The organism is Streptomyces sp. CA-288835 (assembly GCF_050936385.1).
Taxonomy (GTDB): domain Bacteria; phylum Actinomycetota; class Actinomycetes; order Streptomycetales; family Streptomycetaceae; genus Streptomyces.
This window is the reverse complement of the sequence record NZ_JBNJMW010000001.1, coordinates 4,411,042-4,437,338: the sequence shown is the minus strand read 5'-3', so window position 1 is coordinate 4,437,338 and position 26,297 is coordinate 4,411,042. Positions and strand designations below refer to the sequence as shown.

Sequence of the window (26,297 nt, the reverse complement as noted above, 5' to 3'; positions counted from 1 at the left end):
GGAAACTTGACGATGTATCACCACACGCGGAGACGTCCCAGGCGTCTCAGACTCGTCGGTGCCGCGGTGACCGCGCTCGTGCTCGCGGCGACGGGGACCGCGACACAGGCGATGGCCGCGCAGGACACGGCGCGGAAGGCACAGTCCGCCAAGACACCGCCGCCGCCCGTGCCGACGCTCACCTGGTCCGACTGCCAGGGCGGCTTCGAGTGCGCCAACGCCGATGTTCCGCTGGACTACCGGGAGCCGCAGGGCCGCACGATCACGCTCGCGGTGGTCCGCAAGAAGGCGGCCGACCCGGCGAAGCGCAAGGGCACGCTGTTCATGCAGCCCGGCGGGCCCGGCAACTCCGGGGTGGACTTCGTCCGCAACAACTACGAGGACCTGCCGGCCGCGCTGCGCGACTCGTTCGACGTCTTCGGCTACGACGTCCGCGGTGTCGGCCGCAGTTCGGCGCTGACCTGCTTCGACGACGCCCGCTACACCAAGGCCGTCACCGACGCGAAGGGCGTTCCCGGCCCCGACGCCTTCGGTCCGGCGGTGCGCGAGGCGGCCGAGTTCAACCAGGCCTGCCTCGACAACTCGGGCCCGCTGCTGCCGTACGTCGGCACCGAGTACGTCGCCCGTGACATCGACCTGCTCCGGCAGGCGCTCGGCGAGGAGCAACTGACCTACTACGGGCGGTCGTTCGGCTCGTACATCGGCACCGTCTACGCGGCGATGTTCCCGAAGCGGGTGCGGGCGCTGTCGCTCGACGGGGCGTACGACCCGTACAAGTACGCCTACCGCCCCTACGACTACGACAGTGCCCAGTACCGGGCGCTGGACGGCTCGATGAGCCGCTTCCTCGACTGGTGCGCCGCCGACCCGGCGACCTGCGGCTTCGGCGACGGCGACCCGCGCGGGGCGTTCGAGAAGCTGAAGAGCGACCTCGACGCCAACCCGGTGCCGACCGCGAACGGCGGGCAGGCCAACGGCTACACCCTCGTCTACCGGCTGATGTTCAACATCAACGAGGGCAAGGTCATCTGGCCCTCGCTCGGCGCGGCGCTGAAGAAGGCGCAGCTGCGGGACAACACCTCGTTCCTGCTGCGGCCGCCGTCCCCGGCCAGCTTCGACTTCCTCGGCCCGAACGTGGTCGTCGAGTGCGTCGACAAGGACTACCCGCGCAGCCCGCACAAGCTGAAGCGGAACGTCACGGCCAACGCGAAGGCGGCGCCGCTGCTGGGCCCGGCCATGGCGTACGGTCCGCCGACGTACGACCACCAGCACGCCACCGCGTGCGTGCAGTGGCCCGCCGAGAAGGCCAGCCGCTACGACGGCTCCTTCCGGGCGAAGGGCTCGGCGCCGATCCTGGTCCTCGGTACCACCGGTGACCCGGACACCCCGTACCAGGACGCGGTCGCCCTCAGCCGGCAGCTGGACAACGCCTCGCTGCTGACCTTCCAGGCCGAGGGGCACACCGCCTTCGGCCGCAGCGCCTGCGCGACGGACGCGGTCGTCGGCTACCTCGTCGACCTGAAGGTGCCGGCCTCCGGCACGACTTGCGCCGACGAGACCCAGCCGCCGTCCACCACACCGAAGAAGGCCCCGCCCGGCACGACCCTGGGCGAACTCCGCAACGGCGTCAACGAGCGCGTGGAGCGCATCGGCGACGTGAGCTGACGGTTTCAGTGGACTGACCGGCTCGGTGAACTGACCCGTTCGGTGAGCTGATCGGTTCCGTGAACTGACCGGTTCGGTGAGTTGATCGGTTCCCTGCCCGATCGGCCGGTACGAGCCCCGGGTGCCCGCCTCACACGGCGAGCGCCCGGGGTTTCGCGCGTCCTCACACGGCGAGCGGCCCCGGGTTTCGCACGTCCTCAGCACGTTCGAGGGAGCCTGTCTGACAGCATGACAGCGGTTTCTTTGAACATTTGAACAGGATCACGCCGAGCCCCGTACGTACAGACGTCACGACTTCGGCTGAAGGACCCGCGAGATGCGATCTTCCAGGCACGTCAGCACGGCGAATCACGTCCCCCGTCCTCCCGCTCCCGTTGATTCTTCCCGGAGACTGACCGTCATCCTGGCCTGCGCCGAAGACGACTGGCCGCACCACGACTGGCCGGCCTCGGACGATCCGTACGTGGGCCGAGTGGTGCACGCGCCCGAGCCCCACCTCGCGCTGCACGAGCATGCCGACATCGCGGACGTCGTGGTGCTGCCCTGCGAGAACCCGGCGTACGCCTTCCCGCGGCTGCTCGGCTCTATGGGTGACATGAACGCATCAATGATCGTGATCAGCCCCGACCGTGACCCCGAGACGATCGTCGACGTCTTCCGCGGCGGAGCCGGCTACCTGGTCGAAGGCGACTACTGCACCTGCATGCTCTCCGCGGCGGTCGTAGGAGCCACGACCGGCCACACCTATCTCTCGCCGGCGGCGTGCGCGGCCCTCAGGGAGTGCGCGCAACGGATGGCGCCCCCGCGCGACGACGCCCGGCAACGACTGAGGGCCCTGCTCTCGCCCCGCGAGCTCCAGATCATGGAGTTACTGTCCACGGGCTTGGGCGCGCAGGAGATCGGCGTGCGCCTGAGGCTGACCGAGAAGACCGTCCGCAACAACCTCAGCAACATCTACGCCAAGCTGGATGCCCGGGGGAGTACGGACGCGGTCCTGCGGTGGCTGGGCGCCAGGCAGGGCGACAGCCTGGGGTCCCCGAGCTGACGTTGCCGTGACGGCCACGGAAGAAGCCCCCGCGTGAGCGCGGGGGCTGGTTGTGCTCCGTTTGTCGCCGTTGGCTGTCGCCGTCCGCCGACGAGCTACGGCGCCGGGATCTCGGACAGCGGGATCTCGACGTCCGTGACGTTCGCGCCGCCCTCGCCGAATCCGGGCTGCTGCGACTCGGCGCGGATCTCGGCGCTCTGCGGGCTGCTGGCGCCCTGGACTTCCTCGGCCTCCGGCGTACCGCACTTCACGTTGCGCAGCCAGAGGCGGCCGTCAGGGGTGCCGTTCTTCAGGATCTGCGGATAGAAGACATGCACGGTCCTGGCGCCCTCGCTGGGGGAGAAGAACACCTTCTGGCCGTTCTGCTCTTCCTTGTACGTGGCCTTGAGGTACCCGCTCACGTCGGTGCGCTTCTCCGACCACATGAAGAAGCCGATGTGGTCGGGCTGCACCTTGTCGGTCCTGGAGAAATCGAAGCCGGTGCCGGTGTCGTCACGCTCGAGGTTGAATTCCGTCGTGTTGAACTTGGCGCCGATCTCGAAGAACGAGTTCCCCAGCTTGGAATCGGCGGCGGCGACGAACCCGTCTTCGAGCGTGATGGACCTGACCACAGACGTGGACACCGAGAAGTTCTTCTCGAGAGCAGTCGTGGCTCCGCAGTTGTCGGACGGGGTGGAAACGCGCTTGTTGGGCCCCAGGTTGTTCCTCTTGACCTGGACGTCGACGAATTCGCAGTTCTCCAGTGCGGCGGCGTCCTCCGCGCAGTCCCTGGACACTTCGGAGGGGGTGGCGGCACCCGCCGAGTACATCAGCGGAACGGCCACCCCAGCTGCCACCACTGGAGCCAGCATGAAGGTGATGCGCTTCTTGCTGCTCCGGTGATTTCCCTTGCGGCTGCTGCGTGTCATGGTGCGTCTCCTTGGGGGGAAGTGTGAGGGGCTGGGTTGCGGGCGTCCGTCAGCAATCGGTCAGGACGGGATCGGGCTCCCCGTCCGCGATTCCGGGAGCGCCGGCGGCTCCGGGCAGGGTGACGGGTCCCTCGACGACATCAGGCGCCGTGTAGTTCTGCTCGGGGACGGCATTGGTGGTGGTGGTCGCCTCGCGGGCCTCGATCTTCACTCGCCATTCGCCCGTCATCCGCTGCATCTTCGGCGTGAACTCCATGTGGAGAACCTTGCCGACCGGAACTTCCCTCGTTTCCTTGTCGCCTGCGGTCACCGTCTTGAGGGTCAGGTCGGTCGTTCCCTTGTGCTTGAGCCAGGACCCGCTCAGGGCGCCGAAGAGCCCTCCGCCGGCGCCCTGTTGAGTCGCGGTGTACTTGCCCTCGCCCTGACCCACGGTCGCCTTCCAAGTGGCGTCGACCTTCGCGGGCTCGGTGGCGTTCGGCTCGCAGTTCGGGAAGTCGACCGTGACCTTTTCCGTGGGGCCGTCGAAGAACTCAATGCTCTTTGTCTCGACGAAATCGCAGGTGTCGGACTCGAAACCGGGGCCGGCGATCCCATGGCCGCCAAAGTCCTCGAGTGACTGTTTCTTGCCGTTGAGGACCTTGGTCCTTTCGCACAGCCTGATGATCTCTTCCGCCGTCTTCTCCTCGGCCGCGTTGGCCGACGGCAGCAACACCGTGGCGACGGCGGCGCCCGTCGTGATCGCCGCGCCGATAGCTACATACCGGACCTTCTTGTTCTTGAATCGCCTCTTGGCCACGCTGGCCTCTCCTTGATGGGGGGTTTATTGGGAGTTCCTTTGCCTTCCCGTTGAGAAATATTGGCGTCCGCTTCGTGGTCCCGACAGAGTCAAATGTCCCTACCGGCCGGTCACTTGGCGTGTCCATTGCCACACGCTTCGAACGCCGCCACCCCTTGCCCCGGCGGGCACTGTGCTGTCTCCGCCGAAGCCGCCAACCCTTGCCTGACGGTCCGTCAGCTAAGACCATGGGGATCGTCGTCATGTGTGTGACGAAGCGTCAGGAATGCAGTCAGCGCGCGTCCTCCACCACTGAAGGAGAAACCCATGGGCAAGCTCGACGGACGCGTCGTCCTCATCACCGGTGCCGCGCGCGGCCAGGGTGAGCAGGAGGCGCGGCTCTTCGTCGCGGAGGGCGCCGAGGTCGTCATCGCGGACGTACTGGACGATCAAGGGGAGGCGCTGGCCAAGGAGTTGGGCGCGCGATACGTGCACCTCGACGTGAGCCAGGAGGCCGACTGGCAGTCCGCGGTGGCCGTGGCCAAGGAGGCGTACGGGCGGATCGACGGGCTGGTGAACAACGCCGGGATCCTGCGCTTCAACGAGCTGGTGAGCACGCCGCTCGAGGAGTTCCAGCAGATCGTGCAGGTCAACCAGGTCGGGGTCTTCCTCGGCATCAAGACCGTCGCGCCCGAGATCGAGGCGGCGGGCGGCGGCACGATCGTGAACACCGCCTCGTATGCGGGCATGACGGGCATGGCCTGGATCGGCGCGTACGCGGCGACCAAGCACGCGATCGTCGGCCTGACGCGGGTGGCCGCGCTGGAGCTGGCCGGGAAGGGGATACGCGTCAACGCCGTCTGCCCCGGCGCGATCGACACCGCCATGAGCAACCCGGCCCAGCTCAACCCGGACGAGGACGCCGAGAAGGCCGCGGCCGGCATCGACCGGCTGTACCGCAAGCGGGTGCCGCTCGGGCGGATCGGGCAGCCGGAAGAGGTGGCGCGGCTGGTGCTCTTCCTCTCCGGTGACGACTCCTCGTACATCACGGGGCAGCCGTTCGTGATCGACGGTGGCTGGCTGGCCGGGGTCAGCGTGCTCTGATGTCCTGACGCCTCGTCAGCTATTGACCCTTCGCGGGTGCGGTGCGACAGTCTGCGCAGCAGAACTGACGCCTCGTCAGATCCGCTTCAAGCCGATGTTGGGGACGGTGAACCTCCTTGGAATTCGGGCTCTTTGTACAGGGATACGTGGGCAAGCGGGCCGAGACCGATCCGCTCGCCGAGCACAAGGCGCTGATGGAGGAGACCGAGTACGTCATCCAGGCGGACAAGTCCGGCTTCAAGTACGCGTGGGCGTCCGAGCACCACTTCCTGGAGGAGTACTCGCACCTCTCGGCGAACGATGTCTTCCTCGGGTATCTGGCGCACGCCACCGAGAGGATCCACCTCGGGTCCGGGATCTTCAACCCCCTCGCCCAGGTCAACCACCCCGTGAAGGTCGCCGAGAAGGTCGCGATGCTCGACCATCTCTCCGAGGGCCGCTTCGAGTTCGGCAGCGGGCGGGGCGCGGGTTCGCACGAGATCCTCGGCTTCATCCCCGGCGTCACCGACATGAACTACACCAAGGAGATCTGGGAAGAGACCATCGCCGAGTTCCCGAAGATGTGGCTCCAGGAGGAGTACGTCGGGTTCCAGGGCAAGCACTGGTCGCTGCCGCCGCGCAAGATCCTGCCCAAGCCGTACGGGAAGGCGCACCCCGCCATGTGGTACGCGGCCGGGTCCCCGCCCTCGTACGCCATGGCCGCCCGCAAGGGGCTGGGCGTGCTCGGCTTCAGCGTGCAGAAGGTCTCCGACATGGAGTGGGTGCTGGAGCAGTACAAGACGGCGGTGGTCGAGGCGGAGCCGGTGGGTGCGTTTGTCAACGACAACGTCATGGTGACGTCCACGGCTGTCTGTGCGCCTACGCATGAGGAGGCGGTGCGGATTGCCGCCGGCGGGAATCTGCACTATCTGCAGTCGCTGGTGTTCCGGTACCACGACACGTTTCCTCGGCCGGAGGGGTTCCCGGTGTGGCCGGAGACGCTTCCTGAGTTCAGCGAGGAGATCATCGAGCATCTCATCGCTGAGGAGTTGCTGATCTGTGGGGATCCGGATGAGGTGCTCACGCAGTGCAAGAGGTGGGAGCAGGCGGGGGCCGATCAGCTGTCCTTTGGACTGCCGATCGGGATTTCGCGTGAGGACACGTTGCAGACGATTCGGCTTGTCGGGGAGCACGTGATTCCGAAGATCGATACGGATCCTGTGCATCGGACCTCGCGGTTCCGCGCCAGCGCGTGAGCGTCGTTGAACCGGGGGTTCGATGGCGGCTGCGGGCCGTCCGTGGTTGCTCGCGCAGTTCCCCGCGCCCCTAAAGGGCGCGTCCAGTGCACCGAGTTTTAAGGAGGCGAGCTCCATGCTCGATCACGTCATCAAAGGCGCGACCGTCGTTGACGGGACGGGCGCGCCCGCCTATACCGCCGACGTGGGGATACGCGACGGTCGGATCGTCGTCATCGGTACGGTCACCGAGGAGGCTCGTACGTCCGAGGACGCCAGCGGCCTGGTCCTCGCCCCCGGCTTTGTCGATCCCCACACCCACTACGACGCCCAGCTCTTCTGGGATCCGTACGCGACTCCCTCCCTCAATCACGGGGTGACTACCGTCGCCGGCGGGAACTGTGGTTTCACGCTCGCGCCCCTGAATCCCTCTCGGCCCGACGACGCCGACTACACGCGGCGGATGATGTCCAAGGTGGAGGGGATGTCGCTCGTGGCGCTTGAGGAGGGGGCGCCTTGGAGTTGGCATTCGTTTGGGGAGTATCTCGATGCTCTTGAGGGGCGGATTGCCGTCAACGCCGGGTTCATGGTGGGGCATTGTGCGTTGCGGCGGTATGTGATGGGGCCGGATGCCGTGGGTGGGCAGCCTTCCGAGAGGCAAATGGCGGAGATGCTGCGGCTGTTCCATGAGTCGATGGACGCGGGGGGCTGGGGGCTGTCGACCACCCAGTCCTCCTCGCACTCCGACGGGGACGGGAAACCGGTCGCCTCGCGGCATGCGAAACCCGCCGAGCTGCTGGCCCTGTCCCGGGCCGTCGCGGAACACGAGGGCACGCAGATCGAGGCCATCGTGGCGGGCTGCCTCGATCAGTTCAGTGATGACGAGATCGATCTCTTCGTGGAGATGAGTGCGTCGGCTGGCCGTCCCCTGAACTGGAACGTCCTGACGATCGACGCGTCCGTCCCGGAGCGCGTACCGAGGCAACTGGCCGCAAGTGAGCGTGCCCGTAAGGCCGGTGGCCGGATCATCGCGCTGACGATGCCGATCCTCACGCCGATGAACATGTCGCTCGGTACCTTCTGCGCGCTCAATCTGATCCCCGGCTGGGGCGAGATCCTCGGCCTGCCGGTGCCCGAGCGGATCGCGAAACTCCGCGACAAGGACGTACGGACCGAGATGCTGCGTCGCGCGGACAGCAAGGAGGCGGGCGTGTTCCGGCGGCTCGCCGACTTCGGGCGGTATGTCATCGGGGACACGTACAGTCCGGAGAACGAGGGGCTGAGCGGCCGTGTCGTACGGGACATCGCGGCCGAACGCGGCCAGGAACCCTTCGAGTGCATCGTCGAGATCTGCGCCAACGACCAGATGCGTACGGTCCTTTGGCCCATGCCGCCCGACAACGACCCCGCCTCCTGGGCGCTGCGCGCCGAGACCTGGCAGCACGAGGACGTGATGCTGGGCGGGTCCGACGCTGGGGCGCATCTGGACCGGATGTGCGGGGCGCCGTACACGACGCGGTTCATCGGGGACTGTCTGCGCGGGCGGAAGCTCGCGACGCTGGAGCAGGCGGTGAAGATGCTCACCGACGATCCCGCCCAGCTCTTCGGCCTGCGGGAACGCGGGCGGATCGCCGAGGGGTGGCATGCCGACCTCGTCCTGTTCGACCCGGAACGCATCGACGCCGGTACGGCCACGCTGGTGCACGACCTGCCGGGAGACAGCCCGCGGCTGGACTCCAAGGCGATCGGGATCACGGCGGTGTGGGTGAACGGGGTCGAGGCGATTCGCGGGGATCAGGTGACGGGGGCGGTGCCTGGGAAGGTGCTGCGGTCCGGCCGGGACACGCGGACGGTGAGCACCAAGTGACCGGGGCGAGTGGTGAGTTGCGTACCGAGGTGAGTACGGGGTGACGGACGGGCAGCGGCTGTTCATCGGGGGTTCGTGGGTCGTGCCCGATGACGGTTTCTACGAGGTGGTCGACCCGGCGACCGAGGGGGTCGTCGGGTTGGCGCCGGAGGCCTCGCGGGATCAGGTGCTCGCGGCGGCGGCCGCGGCTCGCGAGGCCTTCGGATCCTGGTCGCGTACGTCCCCTTCGGAGCGTGCGGCGATCCTGGACCGGGCGGCGGACCTCATCCAGCGCAACCTCGTCCCGTACGCCGAGCTCGCCCAGGCGGAGAGCGGCGCCACGACCGGGACGGCGCGCGGGATGCAGGTGGGGGTGGGCGCGGCCCGTTTCCGGCGGTACGCGAAGGGGGCGCTGGAACCGGTCGAGGAGGCGCTGGTCCCGCAGATCAACGAGGCGGGGCCTTTCGGCGCGGCTGCCGTCATGGGCGCCCTGGCCGTACGCCAGCCCGTCGGCGTCGTCACCTGCATCACCTCGTACAACAACCCCTGGGCGAACCCGGCCGGCAAGATCGCCCCAGCCCTGGCGATGGGCAACACGGTGGTGGTGAAGCCCGCGCCGCAGGACCCGCTGTCGGTGTACCGGATGGCGGAGGCGCTCGAGTCGGCGGGCGTCCCGCCGGGTGTCGTGAACGTGGTGTCGGGCTCGCGGGCGGAGGTGGGTGAGGCGGCGGTGGAGTCGGGTGACGTGGACATGGTCAGCTTCACCGGCTCGACGGCGGTCGGGCAGCGCATCGCCGAGGTGTGCGGGCGGGACATGAAACGCCAGCTCATGGAGCTCGGCGGCAAGGGCGCGGCGATCGTCTTCGACGACGCGGACGTGGCGTCGGCGGTACGGGGGATCGGGACGACCTTCTCCTTCTACAGCGGGCAGATCTGTACGGCACCGACGCGGGTCCTTGCGCAGCGGGCGGTGTACGACCGTGTGGTCGACCAACTCGCCGCGTACGCGAGCTACTTGAAGGTGGGCGACCCGCGCGCCGAGGGCACGGTCGTGGGCCCGGTGATCTCGTCGGCGCACCGGGACAGGGTCGAGTCGTACGTCGAGCTGGGCCGCAAGGAGGGCGCGCGGGTGGTCGCGGGCGGCGAGCGCCCCGCGTACGACACGGGCTTCTACGTCGCCCCGACCCTCCTAGCGGACTGCACGAACGACATGCGGGTGGCCCGGGAGGAGATCTTCGGCCCGGTGGTCGTGGTCATCCCCTTCGACGAGGAGGAAGAGGCCGTCACCCTCGCCAACGACTCCGACTACGGCCTGATCGACTACGTCTGGTCGGGCGACGTGGCCCGCGCCTTCCGCGTGGCCCGCCGCCTGCGCGCGGGCGGCGTCGGCGTCAACACGGTCGGCCGCAACATGGAGGCCCCGTTCGGCGGCTTCAAGAAGAGCGGGGTGGGGAGGGACGTGGGGTCGTACGCGCTGCATGCGTACAGCGAGGTGCAGGCGATCGTTTGGCCAGGGTGACGCCGACTGCGAAGGGCAGTCGGTAGGCGTGCCCGCGCCTCACCGGCTCGCCACCTGCGCCCAGCGCCCCAAGGTGGCGTCCTCACCCTCGGTGGGCTCAGCTGCGGTCGTCATGATCCCGGCCTGGCCCGCACGCGCGCGGACCTTTCCAGGTCCTCGGCGAGCATCTGGCGGCGCAGTATCCGCGCGGTGTACGCCGAGACGTCCCCCTTGGCCGTCACGAAGGCGGCCACGTCGTCGGGCAGGCTCAGGGTCACGTCGACTGTCATGTGGGCATCATGCCGCGCAGGTCGTCCGGTGTCCGCCGCAGCAGCGTCCGGCCTGTCCGGATCGGCGGGAGCAGCTACTCCTTGCGCCCCGTCGCCGCGACCGTGACGCCGAGGCCCACCATCGTGAGTCCGCCCACGCCGCCGACCAGGGAGAGCCGCCGCGGTGACCGGGCGAACCAGCCGCGTGCAGTGGCGGCGGCCAGGCCCCAGACGCTGTCGGACGCCAGGGCGATGACGTTGAAGACCAGGCCGAGCAGCAGCATCTGGGCCACTACGTGGCTTTGGGTGCGGTCGACGAACTGGGGGAGTACGGCGGCGAAGAAGACGATGGTCTTGGGGTTGGCGATTCCGACCGCGAAGCCCTCCCGCAGGGTGCGCCGACCGTCGGCCTTGGCCGCGTCAGTGTTGAACGCGGCCTGGAGCGCGCCTCGTTGTCGCCATGCCTTCACGCCCAGGTACACCAGGTAGGCACCACCGGCCAGTTTCAGCGCCGTGAAGACGAGAACGGAGCGCTCCACGAGGGAACCGATGCCCAGCGCGACGGCCACGACGAGTACGTACGCGCCGATCGTGTTCCCCACGACGGTGGTCAGCGCGGCACGGCGCCCCTGCGCCAGCGCCCGCCCGATCACGAACAGCACGCTCGGACCGGGCACCACGATCAGCAGGAACGACATGGCCGCGAAGGCGAGCAGTCGGTCGGTGGGCACCATGGGGTCATGCAACACGGGGAGGGCCCACCGGCGCATCCCCTTTTCACAGGGGGCGGCCGGACGATGCGACCCGAACTGGCCCTACTCAGGCCTGGGTTGAGTACGTGTGCTCATACCCTGCGCCCGCAGCGCGGCCAGTATCGGTGCAACGGCGCACAGCCGAGAGCGCCGGTCCGGTCCAGCTGAGTCTGTTGGGGGAATTTCTCATGTCGCGACGTATCGTTCTGTCCGTGACCGCCGGTGTCGTCGTCCTCGCAGGTACCGGAGCGTTCGCCGTCGCCTACGCCGGGGACCAGCCTCTTTCTGTGGCGCACAGCACTGCTCGCTACGTTGCCCCCGACGGCGACCGCAACGGCTCGTTCACCTTCACCACTGACGTTACGGCGTCCTCTGGCGTCAAGGACGTGAAGGTCCTGGCCTGGCCGGCGAACTCGTCCTTCGCCAAGCAGCAGCTGACCGCGAAGGACATGGCCGCCGTGGAGTCGGCCGTCTGCAAGCCGTCCGGTGAGGACACCGCGCGCTGCACCTATACCGTCACCGTCACCCGCGCCGAAGCGGACGCGTCCCCGCGCGGTCTGTGGCACGTCGCCGTCCTGGCCACCGCCGAGGACGGCGACACGACGCTGGACACCAAGGCGGCCGATTTCACCGTGGGGTGATCCAGACGCGCAGGTCGTCCGGTGTCCGCCGGAGCAGGAACGTGACGAAACCGAGGGTGTGGCGGTAGCCGTGCAGCCACCCGGCGCGGTGCTCGGCGGCGGCCGCGTACGCCTCGCCGCTGTCCGGGTCGGCGGGGTGGTCCAGGGCCCAGCGGGACAGGGTGCCGGTCCAGGACCACTCGTACTCGTCCCATTCCTCGGTGGTGCTGACGTGCCCGTACACGGGCGTCCACCCGTCCGCGACGATCCTGTCGACGGTGGTGCCGAGATCGGTGAACTCGTCGGCGAACCCGGCGTCGAGAGTGCGCTGGTCCGGCTCGCGCTCCCAGAAGCCGTCGCCGATCAGGGCCGTACCGCCGGGGGCGAGGTGGCGGCGGACGGCTTCGAGGGTGGGCAGCAGGCCGCCGAAGGCGTGGGTGGCGCCGACGCAGAGTACGAGGCCGAACCGGTCGTCGGCGGTGAACTCGCGGGCGTCCTGGGCGTGCAGGGTGACACGGTCACCGAGTCCGCGTGCCGCGATGTCCTCGCGTGCCCGCGCGATGGTGTCCGCGTCCAGGTCGACCCCCTCGGCCCTGACCTCTGACCGCCCCTCCAAGGCCCGTATCAGCCAGGCCCCCTCCCCGCACCCGAGATCCAGCACCCGCTCGGCGCCGTCCCGAAGGGCCCGGTCGAGGAGACGGGCCACCGAGGCGTCGCTCAGGGGCGCGGCGATGGGGTGGTCGGCGTGGGCGAGGGCGCTGATGCGGCGGCGGTCCATGGGGGGATCATGGCGCGGATGGGGCGGGGTGTCTGCTGGATTTCGGTCGGGCTGTCGCCGGGTGCTCCTTACCTTGCGTCTGAAGCAGGAGGCCTCCCGGGGACGGCGCCGGTGCTACGACCTGTCCTGGGCGTGCTTCAGCCGTGGTTCGGGCTCGCCTTCAGTGTGTGGAGGAGGGCGCTGAAGGCGGTGGGGGTGGCGGAGAGAATGGCTTGGGTGGGGTCGGCGCTTTCGGTGAGGTGGATGGTTTGGGGGGTGGCGGATATGTGGACGCAGGATTCGCCCTGTCCGCAGTGGGACGACTTCTGCCATGTGCTGGCTACGTGCAGGCAGGCTTCGCCCTGGGCGCAGTAGGACGACTTCTGCCAGGCGATGGGGGGCATCTTGGGTCCCTTCACAGGTTCTGCGTGAGGTCGTGGATGAGGTTCCGCGATTCGGCGGGCCTGAGGGCGGTGGCTTCCAGGCGGTCGAGAAGCAGCCGGTACTGCTCGAGTTGGGCTTCTGAATCGATGAATACCGGGCCGTGGGACTGGTCCAACTGTGCGGTGTCGAGCGCTGGAACCGGGCCCCTCACGAAGTACACCGACTGACCGGATCCGGGGTAGGAGCCCGCGTCGAACGGGATCACGCGAATCGTCACGTGGGAGTGGTCGCTCAGTTTGAGCAGGTGTTGCAGCTGGGCGCGGGTCACGTCCAGGCCGCCGAATTGCATGCGGAGGGCTGCCTCATGGATCACAGCTCGGTAGGGGGTCGCGTTGTCCTGGTACAGCACTGCCTGTCGCTTGATGCGGAACGAGATGCGATGCTCGATCTCGGGTGGTGACAGTTCGGGGACGGCTTGGCGGAAGATCTCGCGCGCGTACTCGACGGTTTGGAGGAGGCCGGGGACATGCATGCTGTGCGCGGCATGCAGATGGGTTCCGGAGGGGGAGCGGGAAGTGGTCCGTGAGGCGCTCACGGTCATCGAGCGGGATCCGGCGGCGGGGCGCGAGATCCCCGGCTGGCGCCCGCCCTCCGTGGAGTACACCTATACGACACCTCTCGCCCACGACTCAGCCGAGGCGATCACCGTCGTGTACACGCATACGCCCGGCATGGGAGTGACGGTCGTCTACTACTTCCGTGATCCACAGGTCATGGATCCGTAGGCCCGTGGATCACCAGCCCTTCCCTGCGGTGCCTGCCCCCTGGGCCGGCACCGCAACGCATGCTCAACGTGGCTGGGCCTCCTCTCGAACGCGTGCGCCGCGGGGCTAAGCGTCGAGACGTTCCGTGTATGCCTCGGTCGGAGGAGCGGGGGTGGGGCTTGTCATGCCCGCCGACCAGAAGCTCGCGGTGCCGGGGATGGGCGTCACGTCGTTGACGTACGGGGCCGTCGCCGTGCCTGCTGGGCCTCGTACTACCGTCCAGCCGTCGCCGTCCCGGCGTAGGTACGTGCTGCGGGTCTGGTCCTGGAAGTTCCAGCCCGATATCCATGCGGCGCGGCCCTCGGCGTCGGCCGCGATTCCGGTCAACGATCCGACGGTGAAGCCCGGTTGCACCTGCGTCCAGGCCGTGCCGTCCCAGTGGGCCAGAACGGGGTTGCCGGGGCGGCCCGGTGGTCCGCCGATGCCGGCTTCGGTGCCCACCGCCCATACGTCGTCCGGACCGGCCGCATGCAGATCGCCGATGCTCAGGCGGAGGCCTGTGATCGGCGGCAGGACGGTCCACTCTCCGTCCCAGCGGGCTACGAGTCCGGACCATCCGTCGCCGGTTGCCCGTGCCTGGTCGCCGCTCACCCAGACCTCGTCCGGCGAGCGCACTACGACCCGGTACAGGTTCGCGCTCGCGGCAGGCAGCGGGTCCAGCCATCGCCATTGCCGCCCGTCTCCCTGCAGCAGGCCGGTGCTGCCGCCGCGGGTGCCGCTGACCCACACCCGCCGGTCGGGGCCGACCGCCACCGCGTCCATCCGGACGTCCGGCTCGCCGAGGCCCGGGAACGCGGCCTCGCGCCACGTGGTTCCGTCCCAGCTCAGCAGCGGGCTCATGCCCTCGTCGGCAGGCATGCCCACACTCCACGCCGCGGTGGCGCTGACAACGGCGACGTCGCTCAACCGCGTATACGTCAGATACGACAGGTCGGTCTTCGACCAGGCGCTGCCGTCCCAGCGCATGGCCAGCCCTCGCCCCTGCGACGGCCCGGCGCGGCCCTCCTCGCCCACGGCCCAGGCCAGTTCGGGTCCGGCAGCGGCGATACGGCGTAACTGCGCGGCCGGGATACTGCCGGGCGCCGGCACGGCCTGCCAGTCTTGGGCACGGGCCGCCCGCCCGTTGGCCCGGACCGATCCCGCACCGAGCGCGATCCCCGAAACGGTGCCGATCGTTCCTGCCACAAATCGTCTTCGTCTCACTGCTGGGTCCCTCCATGCGGGTAGGAGAGACCACCGTGAAACAGACAAGTCCAGAGGTCTAGACGCGCACGTGACAAAACCCGGCCCAACTATCCGAGGTGGACGGGGAGTTCACGCGCCGCAGGCACTGCAGCCGGGCAGAGGAGGGCGCCTGCCCGACCCTCGCGCGCGAAAATGTGACACTTCGACTGCCGAGTGTCACATTTTCGCGAAACAGCCTCCGGGGGGGGGGAGCTGCCTCTGAACGCGCCTCAGTCGTCCAGATCCACCCGCACCGTCAGCAGATCCGTCCCCACCAGCCGCACCGCCGTGCTGTTCGCGCGGGGCAGCTTGCGCAGGCGGGCGATCGGGTCGTCGTCGGGGAGCAGGTGGGCCGTGCCGGTGTGCCAGCGGCCCTTGATGCGGACGCGGACTCTTGGGTTCGCCTGGATGTTGCGTACGTACTGGGACTTCTCGCCGTACTCGGAGACGATCCAGAACTCGTTCCCGACCCGGCTTCCGCCGAGTGGGGTTCGGCGTGGCCGGCCCGACTTTCGGCCTGTGGTCTCGAGGAGCGTCTGGAAGGGCAGTTGTCTGGACAGCGGGTTGGCTACGCGCCGCTGGAACGTCGTGACGGCGCGGAACTTGAGGTCATGGAAGCGCGACATGAGGCCCTGGTCCTTCTCGTCGGTGACTCGAGAAGTCTCTCAGGCGGTCCGTACCTACCGCCCCAAGAAGATCGGGTTCGTGAACGCCGCCAGTGCCCCGGGCAGCGGTGCCACTGCCGCCTCGTGCCGGAGTTCCGCCCGTACGTACGCCGCGTACTGGGCCGTCGTACGCCACTCCACCGTGCCGGAGCCCGAGACCGGGAGGACGGGGCTGGTGTGCAGGACGCCCTGGTCCGTGACGAAGCGGGCCGTGCAGCGGGGGGCGCCGGTGACTTCCAGGCGGACGGTGACCGGGTCGTCGCGGTCGACCTTCAGGCGGCCGCCGATGCCCGCGTGTTCGCCCTTCGGGCCGAAGGCCGTGAAGGAGAGCGTGACCGATTTGGACTCGGCTACGTAGGAGCGGCCCGCCTTCAGGCCCTCCTGGATGGCATCGCGGGTCAGGTCGTCGGCTAGGACGACCGTCTGCGGGGTGCCTACGGGGTCTGGCGGGCGGTGGGCGTCGCTGTTGCCCATCGCCGGGATCCAGTCGCGGCCCTCGCGGACCGAGGCGACCAGCATGCCGTCCCAGTCGGCCAGGGAGACCTCGTCGTCGGGGCCGTACGGGCCGTTCCACACCTCGACCACGTCCGCCTCGCCGAAGCCGAACTTCCAGTTGCAGCCGATGCAGGTGGCGTGCGGGTGGGCGGGGACGACCAGGCCTCCGGAACGGCGGATCTCGCGCGCGTACTTGCCGAAACGGTTGTCGCGGGCGCGGTAGCGCCAGTCGATGAACGTGCCGGGGTCCGTGCCGAGTGCGACGACATGGCCGTTACGCGTCGTGACCTCTTCGCCCATCAGCACCAGCAGGTCGTCGCCCGCCACGTCGGCCCAATGGGCGTGCGAGGCATGGGTGTTGTGCTCGGAGGTGTTGATGAAGTCGAGGCCCGCCTCGCGGGCGAGGGTCGCGATCTCGGCGGGGGTGCGGCGGCCGTCGGAGTACCAGGAGTGCAGGTGGCAGTCACCGCGGTACCAGGCGCGGCCGCGGCCCTTGGCGCGTGTGGGAGGGTACTTCGGCTTCACGGCGGCGCCGGAATCGCCGTACGTGAGCGTGATGGTGATCTCGTACGGGAGTCCCTGCGGGGCCACGGTGTAGGGGCCGAGCGCGATGTACCAGGTGCCCTCGCGGATTGGGCCGGGGATATAGCCGGGCGTCGCGTCGTCGGCGCGGATGAAGAACTCCGTGCGCGCCCCACCCGACCAGCCGCGGAAACCCTTGCCACCCAGCTCCGTGCCGCGCTGGTCGAAGATGCCGATGTCGAGCGCGTTGCCCGCGGTGCCGGCGGGGACGGAGGGCTTCTCGTAGGTGTACGAGACCTTGATCTCCCGTACGCCGTCCGGGACTTCGACCGGCAGATACACGAAGTCGGGGGAGCCGGTGGGCAGTGTGCCGCGCACCGTCTTCGTCTCGTGGTCCGCTGCGGCGTCGGCGGCCTCGCTCGGGAAACTCACGCTTCCCAACGTAAGCGCGGCGGCGGCTCCCGTCACGAACAGGGCGCGTCTGCCGATTCCGTGGTCGTCCTCGCACATGCTGCTGCTCCCAGGGTGTGGGGTGTGGCAGGGGATGGCACGTACCAGTTTCGTATTGAGCCGTGAACTCCCGTGCAAGGGAAGGGAATCGGCAGCTTTCATCGGTGCTTCGGGGGAGGGCTTCTCGGGAGGGCTTCCCATGACTTCCGGCCGTCAGGTCGCTTGCGAGGCGTTTGACGAGGTACGCGTCGAAGGCTCGTCCGACCGGTCGGTATGGACTCTGGGCGCTGGTCAGGCTAGGAAGGGTTCATGCGGATCTCCACGACGATCTTCCTCACCGACGAGACGATCAGCCCGACCCTGCTCGCCCGCGAGCTGGAGCAGCGCGGTTTCGCCGGGCTCTATCTCCCCGAGCACACGCACATCCCGGTCGAGCGGACGACGCCGTACCCGGCGGGGGGTGAGCTGCCACCCGAGTACGGCCGGACCCTCGACCCCTTCGTCGCGCTCGGCCAGGCGGCGGCGGTCACCACCGGGCTCGGGCTCGGTACCGGCATCACCCTCGTCGCCCAGCACGACCCCATCGACCTCGCCAAGCAGATCGCGACGCTCGACCACCTCTCCGGCGGCCGTTTCACACTCGGCATCGGCTTCGGCTGGAACGTCGAGGAAGCCGCCGACCACGGCGTCGACTGGCGTACGCGACGGGAGCTGGGCCGGGACCGGATGGCGCTGATGCGGGCGCTGTGGGCGGCCGAACCCACCGCGTACGAGGGCGCGTTCGGGTCCGTACGCGCCAGTTACGCCTACCCCAAACCCGTACAGAAGCCGCGTGGACCGGTCGTCGGGCCGCGCACGCTGATCGGGGGAGCGGCCGGGCCGAAGCTCTTCTCCCACATCAGCGAGTACGCGGACGGCTGGCTGCCGATCGGTGGCCGCGGGCTGACCGAGTCGATGCCGGTCTTGCGGTCCGCGTGGACCGAGGCGGGCCGCGACCCGGAGGCGCTCCAGGTCGTGCCGTACGCCGTGCTGCCCACCCCCGGCAAGCTCGCGCACTACGCGGACCTCGGTATCGAGGAGGTCGTACTGCAACTGCCGCCGGCCGGGGAGGCGGAGGTGCTGCGCGTACTGGACGACTACGCGAAGTACTTGTAGCGGGCGATGGGGCCGGGCCGCGTTACTTGTGACACGGCCCCCAGCGTGCCTGATCAATGCGACCGTATGCTCGAAAGATGACGACTTCCGCGAGCTCCGGAACCGGGCCCACCGCGAATGCCATGCGGCGGGCTCTCAAACGTGCCCGCGACGGCGTCGCGCTCGATGTCACCGAGGCGGCCGTGCTGCTGCAGGCGCGTGGCGAGGACCTGGACGACCTGGTGACGTCCGCCGGGAGGGTGCGGGACGCGGGCCTTGAGGCTGCAGGCAGGGCTGGCGTCATCACGTACTCGAAGAGCGTGTTCATCCCGCTCACCCGGTTGTGCCGGGACAAGTGCCACTACTGCACCTTCGTCACCGTTCCCGGCAAGCTGCGCCGGTCCGGGCACGGGATGTTCATGTCGCCGGACGAGGTGCTCGACATCGCGCGGCGCGGAGCCGAACTCGGTTGCAAGGAAGCCCTGATCACCCTCGGAGACAAGCCCGAGGAGCGGTGGCCCGAGGCGCGCGAGTGGCTGGACGCGCACGGCTACGACGACACCATCGCGTACGTACGGGCCATATCGATCCGCATCCTGGAGGAGACGGGGCTGCTGCCGCACCTCAACCCCGGGGTCATGTCGTGGACCGACTTCCAGCGGCTGAAGCCCGTCGCGCCCAGCATGGGAATGATGCTGGAGACGACCGCCACCCGGCTGTGGTCCGAGCCGGGCGGCCCGCACTACGGCTCACCCGACAAGGAACCGGCGGTGCGGCTGCGGGTGTTGGAGGACGCGGGGCGGTCGTCCGTGCCGTTCACAAGCGGGCTGCTGATCGGGATCGGGGAGACGTACGAGGAGCGCGCCGAGTCGCTGTTCGCGCTGCGCAAGATCTCGCGGGCGTACCACGGCATCCAGGAGCTGATCATCCAGAACTTCCGCGCCAAGCCGGACACGGCGATGCGCGGGATGCCGGACGCCGAACTGGACGATCTCGTCGCCACGGTGGCCGTCGCGCGGCACATCATGGGTCCTTCCGCCTGCCTCCAGGCGCCGCCCAATCTCGTGGACTCCGAGTACGGGCGGCTCATCGGCGCCGGTATCGACGACTGGGGCGGCGTCTCGCCGCTCACCATCGACCACGTCAATCCTGAGCGGCCGTGGCCGCAGATCGATCAACTCGCCGAGCAGTCGGCGGCGGCCGGCTTCGAACTGCGTGAACGGCTGTGTGTGTACCCGGAGTTCGTGCAGCGCGGCGAGCCCTGGCTGGACCCGCGGCTGCTGCCGCACGTACGGGCCCTGGCCGACCCGGAGACCGGCCTGGCGAGCCCCGACGCGGTCGTCGAGGGCCACCCGTGGCAGGAGCCGGACGAGGCGTTCACCTCCTCCGGCCGCACCGACCTGCATCGCACCATCGACACCGAGGGGCGTACGGGCGACCGCCGGAACGACTTCGACGAGGTGTACGGAGACTGGGAGGCGCTGCGGGAGGCGGCGGCGCCCGGGATGGTGCCCTCGCGGATCGACACGGACGTGCGGGCGGCGCTCGCGACGGCGGCCGACGACCCGACGCGGCTCACCGACGACGAGGCGCTGGCCCTGCTGCACGCCGACGGCCCGGCGTTGGACGCCTTGTGTCGTATCGCGGACGACGTCCGCAAGTCGGCGGTCGGCGACGACGTCACGTACATCGTGACGAGGAACATCAACTTCACCAACGTCTGCTACACCGGCTGCCGTTTCTGCGCCTTCGCCCAGCGCCGCACGGACGCCGACGCCTACACGCTGTCGATGAAGCAGGTGGCGGACCGCGCCCAACAGGCTTGGGATGTCGGGGCAGCTGAGGTCTGCATGCAGGGCGGGATCCACCCCGACCTGCCCGGCACCGCGTACTTCGACATCGCGCGGGCCGTGAAGGAACGCGTCCCCGGCATGCACGTCCACGCCTTCTCCCCCATGGAGGTCGTCAACGGCGCGACCCGTACCGGGATGTCGATCCGCGAATGGCTGACCGCCGCCAAGGAGGCGGGCCTCGGCTCCATCCCCGGCACGGCGGCCGAGATCCTCGACGACGAGGTCCGCTGGATCCTCACCAAGGGCAAGCTGCCGACGGCGACCTGGATCGAGGTCGTGACGACCGCGCACGAACTGGGCATCCGTTCCTCGTCCACGATGATGTACGGGCATGTGGACCAGCCCCGGCACTGGCTCGGCCACTTCCGGACGCTGGCGCGGATCCAGCAACAGACGGGCGGTTTCACGGAGTTCGTGACGTTGCCGTTCATCCACACCAATGCGCCCGTGTACTTGGCGGGCATCGCCCGCCCCGGCCCGACCATGCGCGACAACCGCGCGGTGGTGGCGATGGCGAGGTTGTTGCTGCACCCCCACATCCCCAACATCCAGACGAGTTGGGTGAAGTTGGGGACGGAGGGCGCGGCCGAGATGCTCCGCTCCGGCGCGAACGACCTCGGCGGCACGCTCATGGAGGAAACCATCTCCCGTATGGCGGGCTCGAGTTACGGCTCGTACAAGTCGGTCAAAGACCTGATCGCGGTGGCCGAGGCAGCGGGCCGTCCGGCGCGTCCACGCACGACGCTGTACGGGGAGGTCCCGGAGGAACGGCAGCGGGCCGCGTCGGCTTCGGACGGCCACCTGCCGGAGCTGCTGCCGGTGCTGGACTGAGCCAGGCCGCGGACGAGGGGGAGGAGGTACGTGCCGGTGACCACCCGACGAAGGCTGCCCGCGCGACGACGGCTGTCCCCCTGGGTCTGGGTCACCACGCTGACCCTGGCCGCCGTCGCGGTGGTCGCATTCCAGGCCGTACGCGCCGAACAGGCGGCCCAGCCCAAACCGACCGCCTCCGCGAGCCCTTCCGCCTCGGCAAGCCCGTCCGCGCCGGCGGCCGTACCCGACGACTCGGGCACGGGCCGGCGCATCGTCTACTCCCTCAGCCAGCGGCGCGTATGGCTGGTCGACTCCGGCAAGGACGCCCGCCGCACGTTCACAGTCTGGCCGGGCTCGGTGAGCCCCCTCCCGGGCACCTACACGGTCACATTCCGCAACGCCTCAGCAACCGGCTACGACGACGTCCCGATCGAAAACGTCGTCTACTTCACCACCCGCTCCGGCGTCTCCATCGCCTTCTCCAACGCCAAGGACGGCTCGTCGCCGTCACCCGACCCCGGAGTCGAAACGGGCGGAATCCGCACCCGCACGGCAGACGGGGCCGCGATCTGGGACTTCGGTTCGACGGGGACGACGGTTTCGGTGATCGAGTAGGCGCACGGCAGCGGTGCAGTTCCTGCTATCGCTCGGTGTCCTTGGGGTGGCGCGTGGATGCGAAGACCAGGTGCACGGTGCGGCGCGCTTCGTCGACGAGATAGCGCACGCGGCCTCCCGCTGTCACCTCGTACTCCCACTGGGGGTACTCGCGGCCACCCAGATTGCCCGTGGCCAGACGACCGCGCAGCCGGTGCTGACGGTCGGGATCCGCTCGGGACAGGGGATCGCTGCGTAGTGCCTCGAAGCAGCGTCGCGTGTTCCCCGGCGCCTCGGCGCCCAACTCGCCCCAGCCCTTGGCTGCCTCGTTCGTCGCGAACCGCAGACGCCATTCCCCGCCGACCGGCGGCGGGGCGACGTCGTCGCCGCGCTTCGGGCTCACGGAGCGGTCACCTCGCCGTGGTCCTCGTCCGGCAGCGGGCGGGTGAGCTGCGAGGTCAGCTCGGGGTCGGCGAGGATGCGTGCCGTCGCGCGCCACTCGACGACGACTCGGTGGAGATTGACGTGGACGTCCAACTGGGCCGCGTCGTACGTGGCGTCGATGAGCTCGGCCACGAACTGCTTCAGCTCTTCCAGCGACAGATGCCGGACCCACGGGAACACCGAGGGAAGCGCACGCTGTATGGCCCGCTCACCGGCATCGCTGCGGACCAGAGCGGCGAGAAGGCGGGCCGTGATGTCGGCCGTCTCCTCACGCTGCTGGTCATGGCGTGCCGTGGTGAGGTACAGATCCTCACCGTCCCGACGCGTGATGTGCACACGCTGGGACCGGTCGAGGGTCTCGGCTACGCGCTTCGAATTCTTCGACAGCTCGGAGAAGGCGACCGTGGGAGCGGACATGATCCGACGGTACTTCGGAACGTATTCCGAAGTCAATCGGATGACTCGCGGGGTGCAACGTCACCTGGTGCGGCTGACGTCACCACCCCCCGTCGCACGCCCCGCCGCCCCCGGCAGATGCACCACCAGCAGCACCACCCCGCTCAGTACGAAGACCCTGAGAGCGGCGTCCAGGCCGTTCCAGTCCTCTGACTGCCACATGGAGAACCACTCGCCGCCTATGGCGATGAAGCCGGCGCCGAAGAGGAGCATCACCATCAGGAGGCCGGCGGTGCTCGCGCGGCGGGCTCGGGTGAGGTCCATGCGGCGCAGACCCGTGCCGTAGAGGGCTGTGGCGGTGATGAGGACGAGGGCGGCCAGGGTCTCCCAGGCGATGATGGCGACGTAGGCGATGTCCTGGAGGGTGTGGGACTCGATCGCGCGCCACATCAGGTCGTCGTCCTTGAAGGTGGTGTCCATGGCCAGGACATGGCGTACGAACTGCTGGTTCGTGCCGTAGTCGGTGATGTTGCCGAACGCGACCAGCGCCATGTAGAGCGCGACCGTGCCGGTGAGCAGGGCCGCGGTGACGGGGAGTGCCCGTCCGCCTCCGGTGTTCGTCATGAAAATCCCCCTGAAGTTCCCATGAATGCCCCAATGGATGCCCTCATGGGCATCTCCATGAATGTCCCTCTGTGAGCGGTCAAGTTCCTTGAGGGACAAGGGTGTTGGCCTAGCGACTATTCCCCGTTTCCGCCGTCTTCTAGCCTGGGTACGCGCACCTCACGCCGCCCCACATCCCCGCCCAGAATTCGCAAACCGTTCCGGCCCTCAACCGACTGTTCCCGTTCGATTACAGTGCTGAGCTGTCAGAGCCGTACGGGACGGTAGCCGTGCGGGACGGGATCTTCGGGAGGCCTCGGTGGGTGCGACGTCCGGTGCCGTCTGGGGGCGTGCCGAGCAGCAGGACTTCCGCAGCCGGGTGCGGGGCACGTTGCTGGGCGCGGCCCTCGGTGATGCGCTGGGCTCGCCGGTCGGGGCGCTCTCGATGGACGAGATCCGCGCGGAGTACGGCCCGGAGGGCGTCCTCGACCTGCCCTTCGGGCACGGCAGCCGCGGCGCCGTCTCGCATCTGACCCAGCTCACCCTCTTCAGCATCGACGGGCTCATCCGCGCCCAGGTCCGCCGGGACACCGGCGCCTGGCACCCGCCGACGGACCTCCACCGCGCGTACCTCCGATGGGCCGCCACGCAGCACGACTGGGGTCCCGACGAACGCCGCAAGGAGGACGGCTGGCTGGCCCGCGAGGAGTGGCTGTACGCCCGCCGCAACCCCGCCCGCGCCTGCCTGATCGGCCTCGCCGACGACATGATGGGCACCCTGGACGCCCCCAAGAACCTGGAGGAGATGGGAGCCGAGGCCGCGGCCCGTTCGGCGCCGTTCGGGCTGCTCGTCGGCTGGGAGCCGCAGCTGGTGATGCAGCTCGCCGTCGAGTGCGCGGCCCAGACCCACGGCCACCCCGTCGCCTACCTGTCGGCAGGCGCGTACGCCCTGATCGTGCACGGACTGGCCCGCGGCGAGAGCCTCGACGCCGCCGTGCAGCGCTCGCTCCAGCTGCTCGCCGACTGGCCGGGGCAGCAGCCGGTGACCGATGCCCTGCAGTACGCGCTGGGTGCCGTACGGCAGGGCATGCCCACGCCGGCCCGGATCGAGGAGCTGGCCGGAGCGGGTACGGCGGAGGGGCTGCTGTCGGTCGCCGTGTACTGCGCGCTGGTCGGCGAGGACACCCGGCACGGGCTGTGCCTCTCCGTGAACCACGGCGGCCCCTCGGGCGCCGCCGGGGCCCTCACCGGCGCCCTCCTCGGCGCCCTGCACGGCGAGACGGCCCTCCCGCCGGCCTGGCTCGCCGAACTGGAGGGCCGCCCCACGATGCTCGTCCTCGCCGACGACTTCGCGATGGAGATGACCCAGGGGCCCGCCCTGCACGGACCGGCCGGGTCGTCGCCGGGGTGGCTGGCGCGGTATCCGCGGGCGTGAGGCCGGCATCAGGTTCCTGGCGCTGATGCGACGCGCGTATGACCGACGCCGACGCCCGTATGACCGACGCCGGCGCGCATGTGACCGACACCACAGAGACGCGGCGCTCCGAGCGGACAGGGCTGGTTGTGGAACTTTCCTTACGTGCCCGGATACGGGCCGGTGACCCGGATGCCTTCGCCGAGCTGTTCGGCGCGCACGCCCGGGCCGTGTACAGCCATGGCGCCCGGCTGACCGGAGACCTGGGCGCCGCGGAGGACGTGGTGTCCCTGACCTTCCTGGAGGCGTGGCGGCTGCGGGAGAAGCTGAGACCCGACGCCCCGGCTCCCGAAGAGGGGCTCCCTGACGGCGAGTTGGCCGAGGGCGACGGCCTACGGCCCTGGCTCTACGGCATCGCCACCAACGTCCTGCGCAACACCTACCGCGCCGCCCGTCGGCACCGCGCCGCGCTCGGCCGACTCCACGGCCGCACGGCGGACCGGGACACCGTGCCCGACTTCGCCGACGAACTCGTCGGCCGCATGGAGGACACTGAACGGCTCGCCGCCGCCCGCACCGCCCTCGGCCGGCTCCGCCGACCCGAGCGCGAGGTCTTCGCGCTGTGCGTCTGGTCGGGGCTGAGTTACGCGGCCGCCGGCGAGGCCCTCGGCGTGCCGGCCAGCACCGTACGGTCTCGGCTCTCCCGCGCCCGCGTGCGCCTGCGTCGCCTTGCGGAGGAGGAGCTGGCCCGGAGCGCGCCCGCCGACCGGCCGCCGGAAAAACCGAGACGCCGGCTCCGCACCGGACAGGTACCGGGTGGCCGCCCCGAAGCGGCCCGGTCGACACAGGAGAAGCACCGATGAACCCCGAAGAGCGCGAAGAACTGGCCAGGCTGCTGCCGAGCCCGGGCGACCCGGTCCTCCCGAGCGACCGCCATGACCTGCTGAAGGACCATCTGATGCGAGAGCTCACCCAGGCTGCCCGGGTAAACCCGGCCACCCCGAAAACCCGGGGCACCCCGGAGACCCGGGCCGTCCCGAAAACCGGGGCCGTCCCGAAAACCCGGGCCACCCCGGAGACCCGGGCCACCCCGGAGACCCGGGCCACCCCGGGGAATCCGGCCACCCCGGCGAACCCGGCGAACCCGGCCATCCCGGAAGTCCACGGCAGCCAGGACGACCGGAACACCGTCACGGCCCCCGCGCCCCGGAAACCCTCCCCCCGCCGCCGTTTCGCCCTGATCGCCCTCCCCCTCGCCACCGCGACCGCCGTCGCCGCCGCCGCAGTCGTCATCGCCACCGGCGCCTTCGAGACCCCCACCCCCGACCAGAAAGCAGCCGACCTCCTCAACCGCATCGCCACAGTCGCCGCCGCCAAGGAATCCGTGCCGGTCCGCGACGACCAGTACGTCTACCTCCGCACCCAGGGCTCCACGAAGATCACGGACAAAGACATCCGGCACTTCCGCGAGCAGCGCTGGACCGCCGTCGACGGCAAGCGCGAAGGACTCGCCCGGACCACCTACCTGAACGGCTTGAAGACAGGCCCGCGGGACCCGTTCCAAGGGATGACCAAGGGCAGTACGAGGGACATGAAGCTCGGCGCCGACCCGAACGCCATCACGCTCCACGACGTGCAGACGCTGCCCACCGATCCCGACGCGCTGCTCAAGAAGATCTACGACGACGCGGGCGGCGAGGGCGAGCACAGCCAGGCCCTGGAGAACATCGGCGACATGCTCGACGAAGCGACGCTCCTCCCCGAGACGGGCGCCGCCCTCTACCGAGCCGCGGCGAAGATCCCGGGCGTCTCGGTGGTCGAGAACGCCGAGGACCAGGCCGGCCGCCCCGGCATCGGCCTGAGCTTCAAGGAGCGCGACGAGCGCCACGTGTGGGTCTTCGGCAAGAAAACCCTCGACTACCTGGGATCGGAGAAGAGCGCACTGCTCGACGCCGCAGTCGTCGACAAGATCGGTGACGAGCCGACGAGTTGACGTCCAGTCAGCACGGAGGGTGGCCGCTCGTAGCGG

27 protein-coding genes are annotated in these 26,297 nt (G+C 69.4%); 14 read left to right on the top strand and 13 right to left on the bottom strand.

The window, feature by feature from the left end:
- Nucleotides 1-12 precede the first annotated feature (12 nt).
- Both ACQEVY_RS19795 and ACQEVY_RS19790 read left to right on the top strand, forming a co-directional pair.
- Nucleotides 13-1,665, top strand: a complete 1,653-nt coding sequence (locus ACQEVY_RS19795; RefSeq protein WP_432950311.1) for an alpha/beta hydrolase — start codon at nucleotides 13-15, stop codon at nucleotides 1,663-1,665.
- A 316-nt stretch (nucleotides 1,666-1,981) separates the two neighbouring features.
- Nucleotides 1,982-2,710, top strand: coding sequence for a response regulator transcription factor (locus ACQEVY_RS19790; protein ID WP_432950309.1), 729 nt, complete (start codon nucleotides 1,982-1,984; stop codon nucleotides 2,708-2,710).
- 95 nt (nucleotides 2,711-2,805) lie between these two features.
- On the opposite strand, the gene ACQEVY_RS19785 is transcribed toward ACQEVY_RS19790, so the two are convergent.
- Nucleotides 2,806-3,618 (bottom strand): hypothetical protein, encoded by an 813-nt coding sequence (locus tag ACQEVY_RS19785; protein WP_432950307.1) that lies wholly within the window; start codon nucleotides 3,616-3,618, stop codon nucleotides 2,806-2,808.
- 49 nt (nucleotides 3,619-3,667) lie between these two features.
- The gene (locus ACQEVY_RS19780) at nucleotides 3,668-4,414 is read right to left on the bottom strand and encodes a hypothetical protein (RefSeq protein WP_432950305.1); all 747 of its coding nucleotides are present in this window, start codon (nucleotides 4,412-4,414) and stop codon (nucleotides 3,668-3,670) included.
- A gap of 306 nt (nucleotides 4,415-4,720) precedes the next feature.
- Between ACQEVY_RS19780 and ACQEVY_RS19775 the strand changes: the two genes are divergently transcribed.
- The 4 genes from ACQEVY_RS19775 (at nucleotide 4,721) to ACQEVY_RS19760 (ending at nucleotide 10,076) form a co-directional block, all read left to right on the top strand.
- Nucleotides 4,721-5,497: an SDR family NAD(P)-dependent oxidoreductase gene (locus ACQEVY_RS19775; RefSeq protein WP_432950303.1), complete on the top strand. Its 777-nt coding sequence runs from the start codon at nucleotides 4,721-4,723 to the stop codon at nucleotides 5,495-5,497.
- A 116-nt stretch (nucleotides 5,498-5,613) separates the two neighbouring features.
- Nucleotides 5,614-6,732, top strand: a complete 1,119-nt coding sequence (locus tag ACQEVY_RS19770; RefSeq protein WP_432950301.1) for an LLM class flavin-dependent oxidoreductase — start codon at nucleotides 5,614-5,616, stop codon at nucleotides 6,730-6,732.
- A 22-nt stretch (nucleotides 6,733-6,754) separates the two neighbouring features.
- Nucleotides 6,755-8,578, top strand: coding sequence for an N-acyl-D-amino-acid deacylase family protein (locus tag ACQEVY_RS19765; protein WP_432950299.1), 1,824 nt, complete (start codon nucleotides 6,755-6,757; stop codon nucleotides 8,576-8,578).
- Between the two features lie 40 nt (nucleotides 8,579-8,618).
- Nucleotides 8,619-10,076, top strand: coding sequence for an aldehyde dehydrogenase family protein (locus tag ACQEVY_RS19760; protein ID WP_432950297.1), 1,458 nt, complete (start codon nucleotides 8,619-8,621; stop codon nucleotides 10,074-10,076).
- A gap of 110 nt (nucleotides 10,077-10,186) precedes the next feature.
- Here the strand turns inward: ACQEVY_RS19760 and ACQEVY_RS19755 are convergent, their stop codons facing one another.
- The gene (locus ACQEVY_RS19755; RefSeq protein ID WP_432950295.1) at nucleotides 10,187-10,345 is read right to left on the bottom strand and encodes a hypothetical protein; all 159 of its coding nucleotides are present in this window, start codon (nucleotides 10,343-10,345) and stop codon (nucleotides 10,187-10,189) included.
- A gap of 74 nt (nucleotides 10,346-10,419) precedes the next feature.
- Entirely contained in the window at nucleotides 10,420-11,058 is a 639-nt protein-coding gene (locus ACQEVY_RS19750) for a LysE family translocator (RefSeq protein ID WP_432950293.1), read from the bottom strand.
- 206 nt (nucleotides 11,059-11,264) lie between these two features.
- Between ACQEVY_RS19750 and ACQEVY_RS19745 the strand changes: the two genes are divergently transcribed.
- Nucleotides 11,265-11,717, top strand: coding sequence for a DUF5707 domain-containing protein (locus ACQEVY_RS19745; RefSeq protein WP_432950291.1), 453 nt, complete (start codon nucleotides 11,265-11,267; stop codon nucleotides 11,715-11,717).
- Here the strand turns inward: ACQEVY_RS19745 and ACQEVY_RS19740 are convergent.
- From ACQEVY_RS19740 to ACQEVY_RS19730, 3 genes are all read right to left on the bottom strand, one after another.
- On the bottom strand, nucleotides 11,704-12,474 hold the full coding sequence (locus ACQEVY_RS19740; protein WP_432950289.1) for an SAM-dependent methyltransferase: 771 nt from the start codon (nucleotides 12,472-12,474) through the stop codon (nucleotides 11,704-11,706). The genes ACQEVY_RS19745 and ACQEVY_RS19740 overlap by 14 nt on opposite strands.
- A gap of 137 nt (nucleotides 12,475-12,611) precedes the next feature.
- The gene (locus ACQEVY_RS19735) at nucleotides 12,612-12,857 is read right to left on the bottom strand and encodes a DUF397 domain-containing protein (RefSeq protein WP_432950287.1); all 246 of its coding nucleotides are present in this window, start codon (nucleotides 12,855-12,857) and stop codon (nucleotides 12,612-12,614) included.
- Between the two features lie 11 nt (nucleotides 12,858-12,868).
- Nucleotides 12,869-13,438 (bottom strand): DUF5753 domain-containing protein, encoded by a 570-nt coding sequence (locus tag ACQEVY_RS19730; RefSeq protein WP_432950285.1) that lies wholly within the window; start codon nucleotides 13,436-13,438, stop codon nucleotides 12,869-12,871.
- Between ACQEVY_RS19730 and ACQEVY_RS19725 the strand changes: the two genes are divergently transcribed.
- Nucleotides 13,413-13,622: a hypothetical protein gene (locus tag ACQEVY_RS19725; protein WP_432950283.1), complete on the top strand. Its 210-nt coding sequence runs from the start codon at nucleotides 13,413-13,415 to the stop codon at nucleotides 13,620-13,622. The genes ACQEVY_RS19730 and ACQEVY_RS19725 overlap by 26 nt on opposite strands.
- Before the next feature lie 105 nt (nucleotides 13,623-13,727).
- On the opposite strand, the gene ACQEVY_RS19720 is transcribed toward ACQEVY_RS19725, so the two are convergent.
- The 3 genes from ACQEVY_RS19720 to ACQEVY_RS19710 all read right to left on the bottom strand — a co-directional run bounded on the left by ACQEVY_RS19720 (nucleotide 13,728) and on the right by ACQEVY_RS19710 (nucleotide 17,077).
- Entirely contained in the window at nucleotides 13,728-14,846 is a 1,119-nt protein-coding gene (locus ACQEVY_RS19720) for a hypothetical protein (protein WP_432950281.1), read from the bottom strand.
- 269 nt (nucleotides 14,847-15,115) lie between these two features.
- Nucleotides 15,116-15,511: a nitroreductase family deazaflavin-dependent oxidoreductase gene (locus ACQEVY_RS19715; RefSeq protein WP_432950280.1), complete on the bottom strand. Its 396-nt coding sequence runs from the start codon at nucleotides 15,509-15,511 to the stop codon at nucleotides 15,116-15,118.
- 54 nt (nucleotides 15,512-15,565) lie between these two features.
- Nucleotides 15,566-17,077: a CehA/McbA family metallohydrolase gene (locus ACQEVY_RS19710; protein WP_432950278.1), complete on the bottom strand. Its 1,512-nt coding sequence runs from the start codon at nucleotides 17,075-17,077 to the stop codon at nucleotides 15,566-15,568.
- Nucleotides 17,078-17,326: 249 nt separating this feature from the next.
- Here ACQEVY_RS19710 and ACQEVY_RS19705 point away from each other — a divergent pair, with 249 nt between their 5' ends.
- The 3 genes from ACQEVY_RS19705 (at nucleotide 17,327) to ACQEVY_RS19695 (ending at nucleotide 21,432) form a co-directional block, all read left to right on the top strand.
- The gene (locus tag ACQEVY_RS19705) at nucleotides 17,327-18,172 is read left to right on the top strand and encodes an LLM class F420-dependent oxidoreductase (RefSeq protein WP_432950276.1); all 846 of its coding nucleotides are present in this window, start codon (nucleotides 17,327-17,329) and stop codon (nucleotides 18,170-18,172) included.
- A 77-nt stretch (nucleotides 18,173-18,249) separates the two neighbouring features.
- Nucleotides 18,250-20,835, top strand: coding sequence for a bifunctional FO biosynthesis protein CofGH (locus ACQEVY_RS19700; RefSeq protein ID WP_432950274.1), 2,586 nt, complete (start codon nucleotides 18,250-18,252; stop codon nucleotides 20,833-20,835).
- A gap of 54 nt (nucleotides 20,836-20,889) precedes the next feature.
- Nucleotides 20,890-21,432, top strand: a complete 543-nt coding sequence (locus ACQEVY_RS19695) for a hypothetical protein (protein ID WP_432955300.1) — start codon at nucleotides 20,890-20,892, stop codon at nucleotides 21,430-21,432.
- A 25-nt stretch (nucleotides 21,433-21,457) separates the two neighbouring features.
- Here the strand turns inward: ACQEVY_RS19695 and ACQEVY_RS19690 are convergent, their stop codons facing one another.
- From ACQEVY_RS19690 to ACQEVY_RS19680, 3 genes are read right to left on the bottom strand one after another with little or no spacing between them, the layout of a single operon-like run.
- Nucleotides 21,458-21,814 (bottom strand): hypothetical protein, encoded by a 357-nt coding sequence (locus ACQEVY_RS19690; protein ID WP_432950272.1) that lies wholly within the window; start codon nucleotides 21,812-21,814, stop codon nucleotides 21,458-21,460.
- Nucleotides 21,811-22,272, bottom strand: coding sequence for a prevent-host-death family protein (locus tag ACQEVY_RS19685; RefSeq protein WP_432950270.1), 462 nt, complete (start codon nucleotides 22,270-22,272; stop codon nucleotides 21,811-21,813). Before ACQEVY_RS19685 ends, ACQEVY_RS19690 begins: the two co-directional genes overlap by 4 nt.
- Before the next feature lie 60 nt (nucleotides 22,273-22,332).
- Nucleotides 22,333-22,875, bottom strand: a complete 543-nt coding sequence (locus tag ACQEVY_RS19680) for a DUF2165 domain-containing protein (protein WP_432950268.1) — start codon at nucleotides 22,873-22,875, stop codon at nucleotides 22,333-22,335.
- A 298-nt stretch (nucleotides 22,876-23,173) separates the two neighbouring features.
- Here ACQEVY_RS19680 and ACQEVY_RS19675 point away from each other — a divergent pair, with 298 nt between their 5' ends.
- From ACQEVY_RS19675 to ACQEVY_RS19665, 3 genes are all read left to right on the top strand, one after another.
- Nucleotides 23,174-24,289: an ADP-ribosylglycohydrolase family protein gene (locus tag ACQEVY_RS19675; RefSeq protein WP_432950266.1), complete on the top strand. Its 1,116-nt coding sequence runs from the start codon at nucleotides 23,174-23,176 to the stop codon at nucleotides 24,287-24,289.
- A 128-nt stretch (nucleotides 24,290-24,417) separates the two neighbouring features.
- Nucleotides 24,418-25,131 (top strand): RNA polymerase sigma factor, encoded by a 714-nt coding sequence (locus ACQEVY_RS19670; RefSeq protein ID WP_432955299.1) that lies wholly within the window; start codon nucleotides 24,418-24,420, stop codon nucleotides 25,129-25,131.
- Nucleotides 25,128-26,261 carry a CU044_5270 family protein gene (locus ACQEVY_RS19665; protein ID WP_432950264.1) on the top strand — a complete coding sequence of 378 codons (1,134 nt, stop codon included), beginning with the start codon at nucleotides 25,128-25,130 and terminating at the stop codon, nucleotides 26,259-26,261. The genes ACQEVY_RS19670 and ACQEVY_RS19665 overlap by 4 nt, the downstream gene beginning before the upstream one ends.
- Nucleotides 26,262-26,297: the final 36 nt, after the last annotated feature.

Excerpts from the sequence above, each read along its gene's own strand:
- ACQEVY_RS19755 (WP_432950295.1), bottom strand. The coding sequence starts at position 10,345 with ATGACAGTCGACGTGACCCTGAGCCTGCCCGACGACGTGGCCGCCTTC.
- ACQEVY_RS19750 (WP_432950293.1), bottom strand. The coding sequence starts at position 11,058 with ATGGTGCCCACCGACCGACTGCTCGCCTTCGCGGCCATGTCGTTCCTG.
- ACQEVY_RS19710 (WP_432950278.1), bottom strand. The coding sequence starts at position 17,077 with ATGTGCGAGGACGACCACGGAATCGGCAGACGCGCCCTGTTCGTGACG.
- ACQEVY_RS19680 (WP_432950268.1), bottom strand. The coding sequence starts at position 22,875 with ATGACGAACACCGGAGGCGGACGGGCACTCCCCGTCACCGCGGCCCTG.
- ACQEVY_RS19765 (WP_432950299.1), top strand. The coding sequence starts at position 6,755 with ATGGCGGCTGCGGGCCGTCCGTGGTTGCTCGCGCAGTTCCCCGCGCCC.
- ACQEVY_RS19685 (WP_432950270.1), bottom strand. The coding sequence starts at position 22,272 with ATGTCCGCTCCCACGGTCGCCTTCTCCGAGCTGTCGAAGAATTCGAAG.
- ACQEVY_RS19715 (WP_432950280.1), bottom strand. The coding sequence starts at position 15,511 with ATGTCGCGCTTCCATGACCTCAAGTTCCGCGCCGTCACGACGTTCCAG.
- ACQEVY_RS19775 (WP_432950303.1), top strand. The coding sequence starts at position 4,721 with ATGGGCAAGCTCGACGGACGCGTCGTCCTCATCACCGGTGCCGCGCGC.
- ACQEVY_RS19790 (WP_432950309.1), top strand. The coding sequence starts at position 1,982 with ATGCGATCTTCCAGGCACGTCAGCACGGCGAATCACGTCCCCCGTCCT.
- ACQEVY_RS19730 (WP_432950285.1), bottom strand. The coding sequence starts at position 13,438 with ATGACCGTGAGCGCCTCACGGACCACTTCCCGCTCCCCCTCCGGAACC.
- ACQEVY_RS19795 (WP_432950311.1), top strand. The coding sequence starts at position 13 with ATGTATCACCACACGCGGAGACGTCCCAGGCGTCTCAGACTCGTCGGT.
- ACQEVY_RS19705 (WP_432950276.1), top strand. The coding sequence starts at position 17,327 with ATGCGGATCTCCACGACGATCTTCCTCACCGACGAGACGATCAGCCCG.
- ACQEVY_RS19735 (WP_432950287.1), bottom strand. The coding sequence starts at position 12,857 with ATGCCCCCCATCGCCTGGCAGAAGTCGTCCTACTGCGCCCAGGGCGAA.
- ACQEVY_RS19700 (WP_432950274.1), top strand. The coding sequence starts at position 18,250 with ATGACGACTTCCGCGAGCTCCGGAACCGGGCCCACCGCGAATGCCATG.
- ACQEVY_RS19745 (WP_432950291.1), top strand. The coding sequence starts at position 11,265 with ATGTCGCGACGTATCGTTCTGTCCGTGACCGCCGGTGTCGTCGTCCTC.
- ACQEVY_RS19740 (WP_432950289.1), bottom strand. The coding sequence starts at position 12,474 with ATGGACCGCCGCCGCATCAGCGCCCTCGCCCACGCCGACCACCCCATC.
- ACQEVY_RS19785 (WP_432950307.1), bottom strand. The coding sequence starts at position 3,618 with ATGACACGCAGCAGCCGCAAGGGAAATCACCGGAGCAGCAAGAAGCGC.
- ACQEVY_RS19665 (WP_432950264.1), top strand. The coding sequence starts at position 25,128 with ATGAACCCCGAAGAGCGCGAAGAACTGGCCAGGCTGCTGCCGAGCCCG.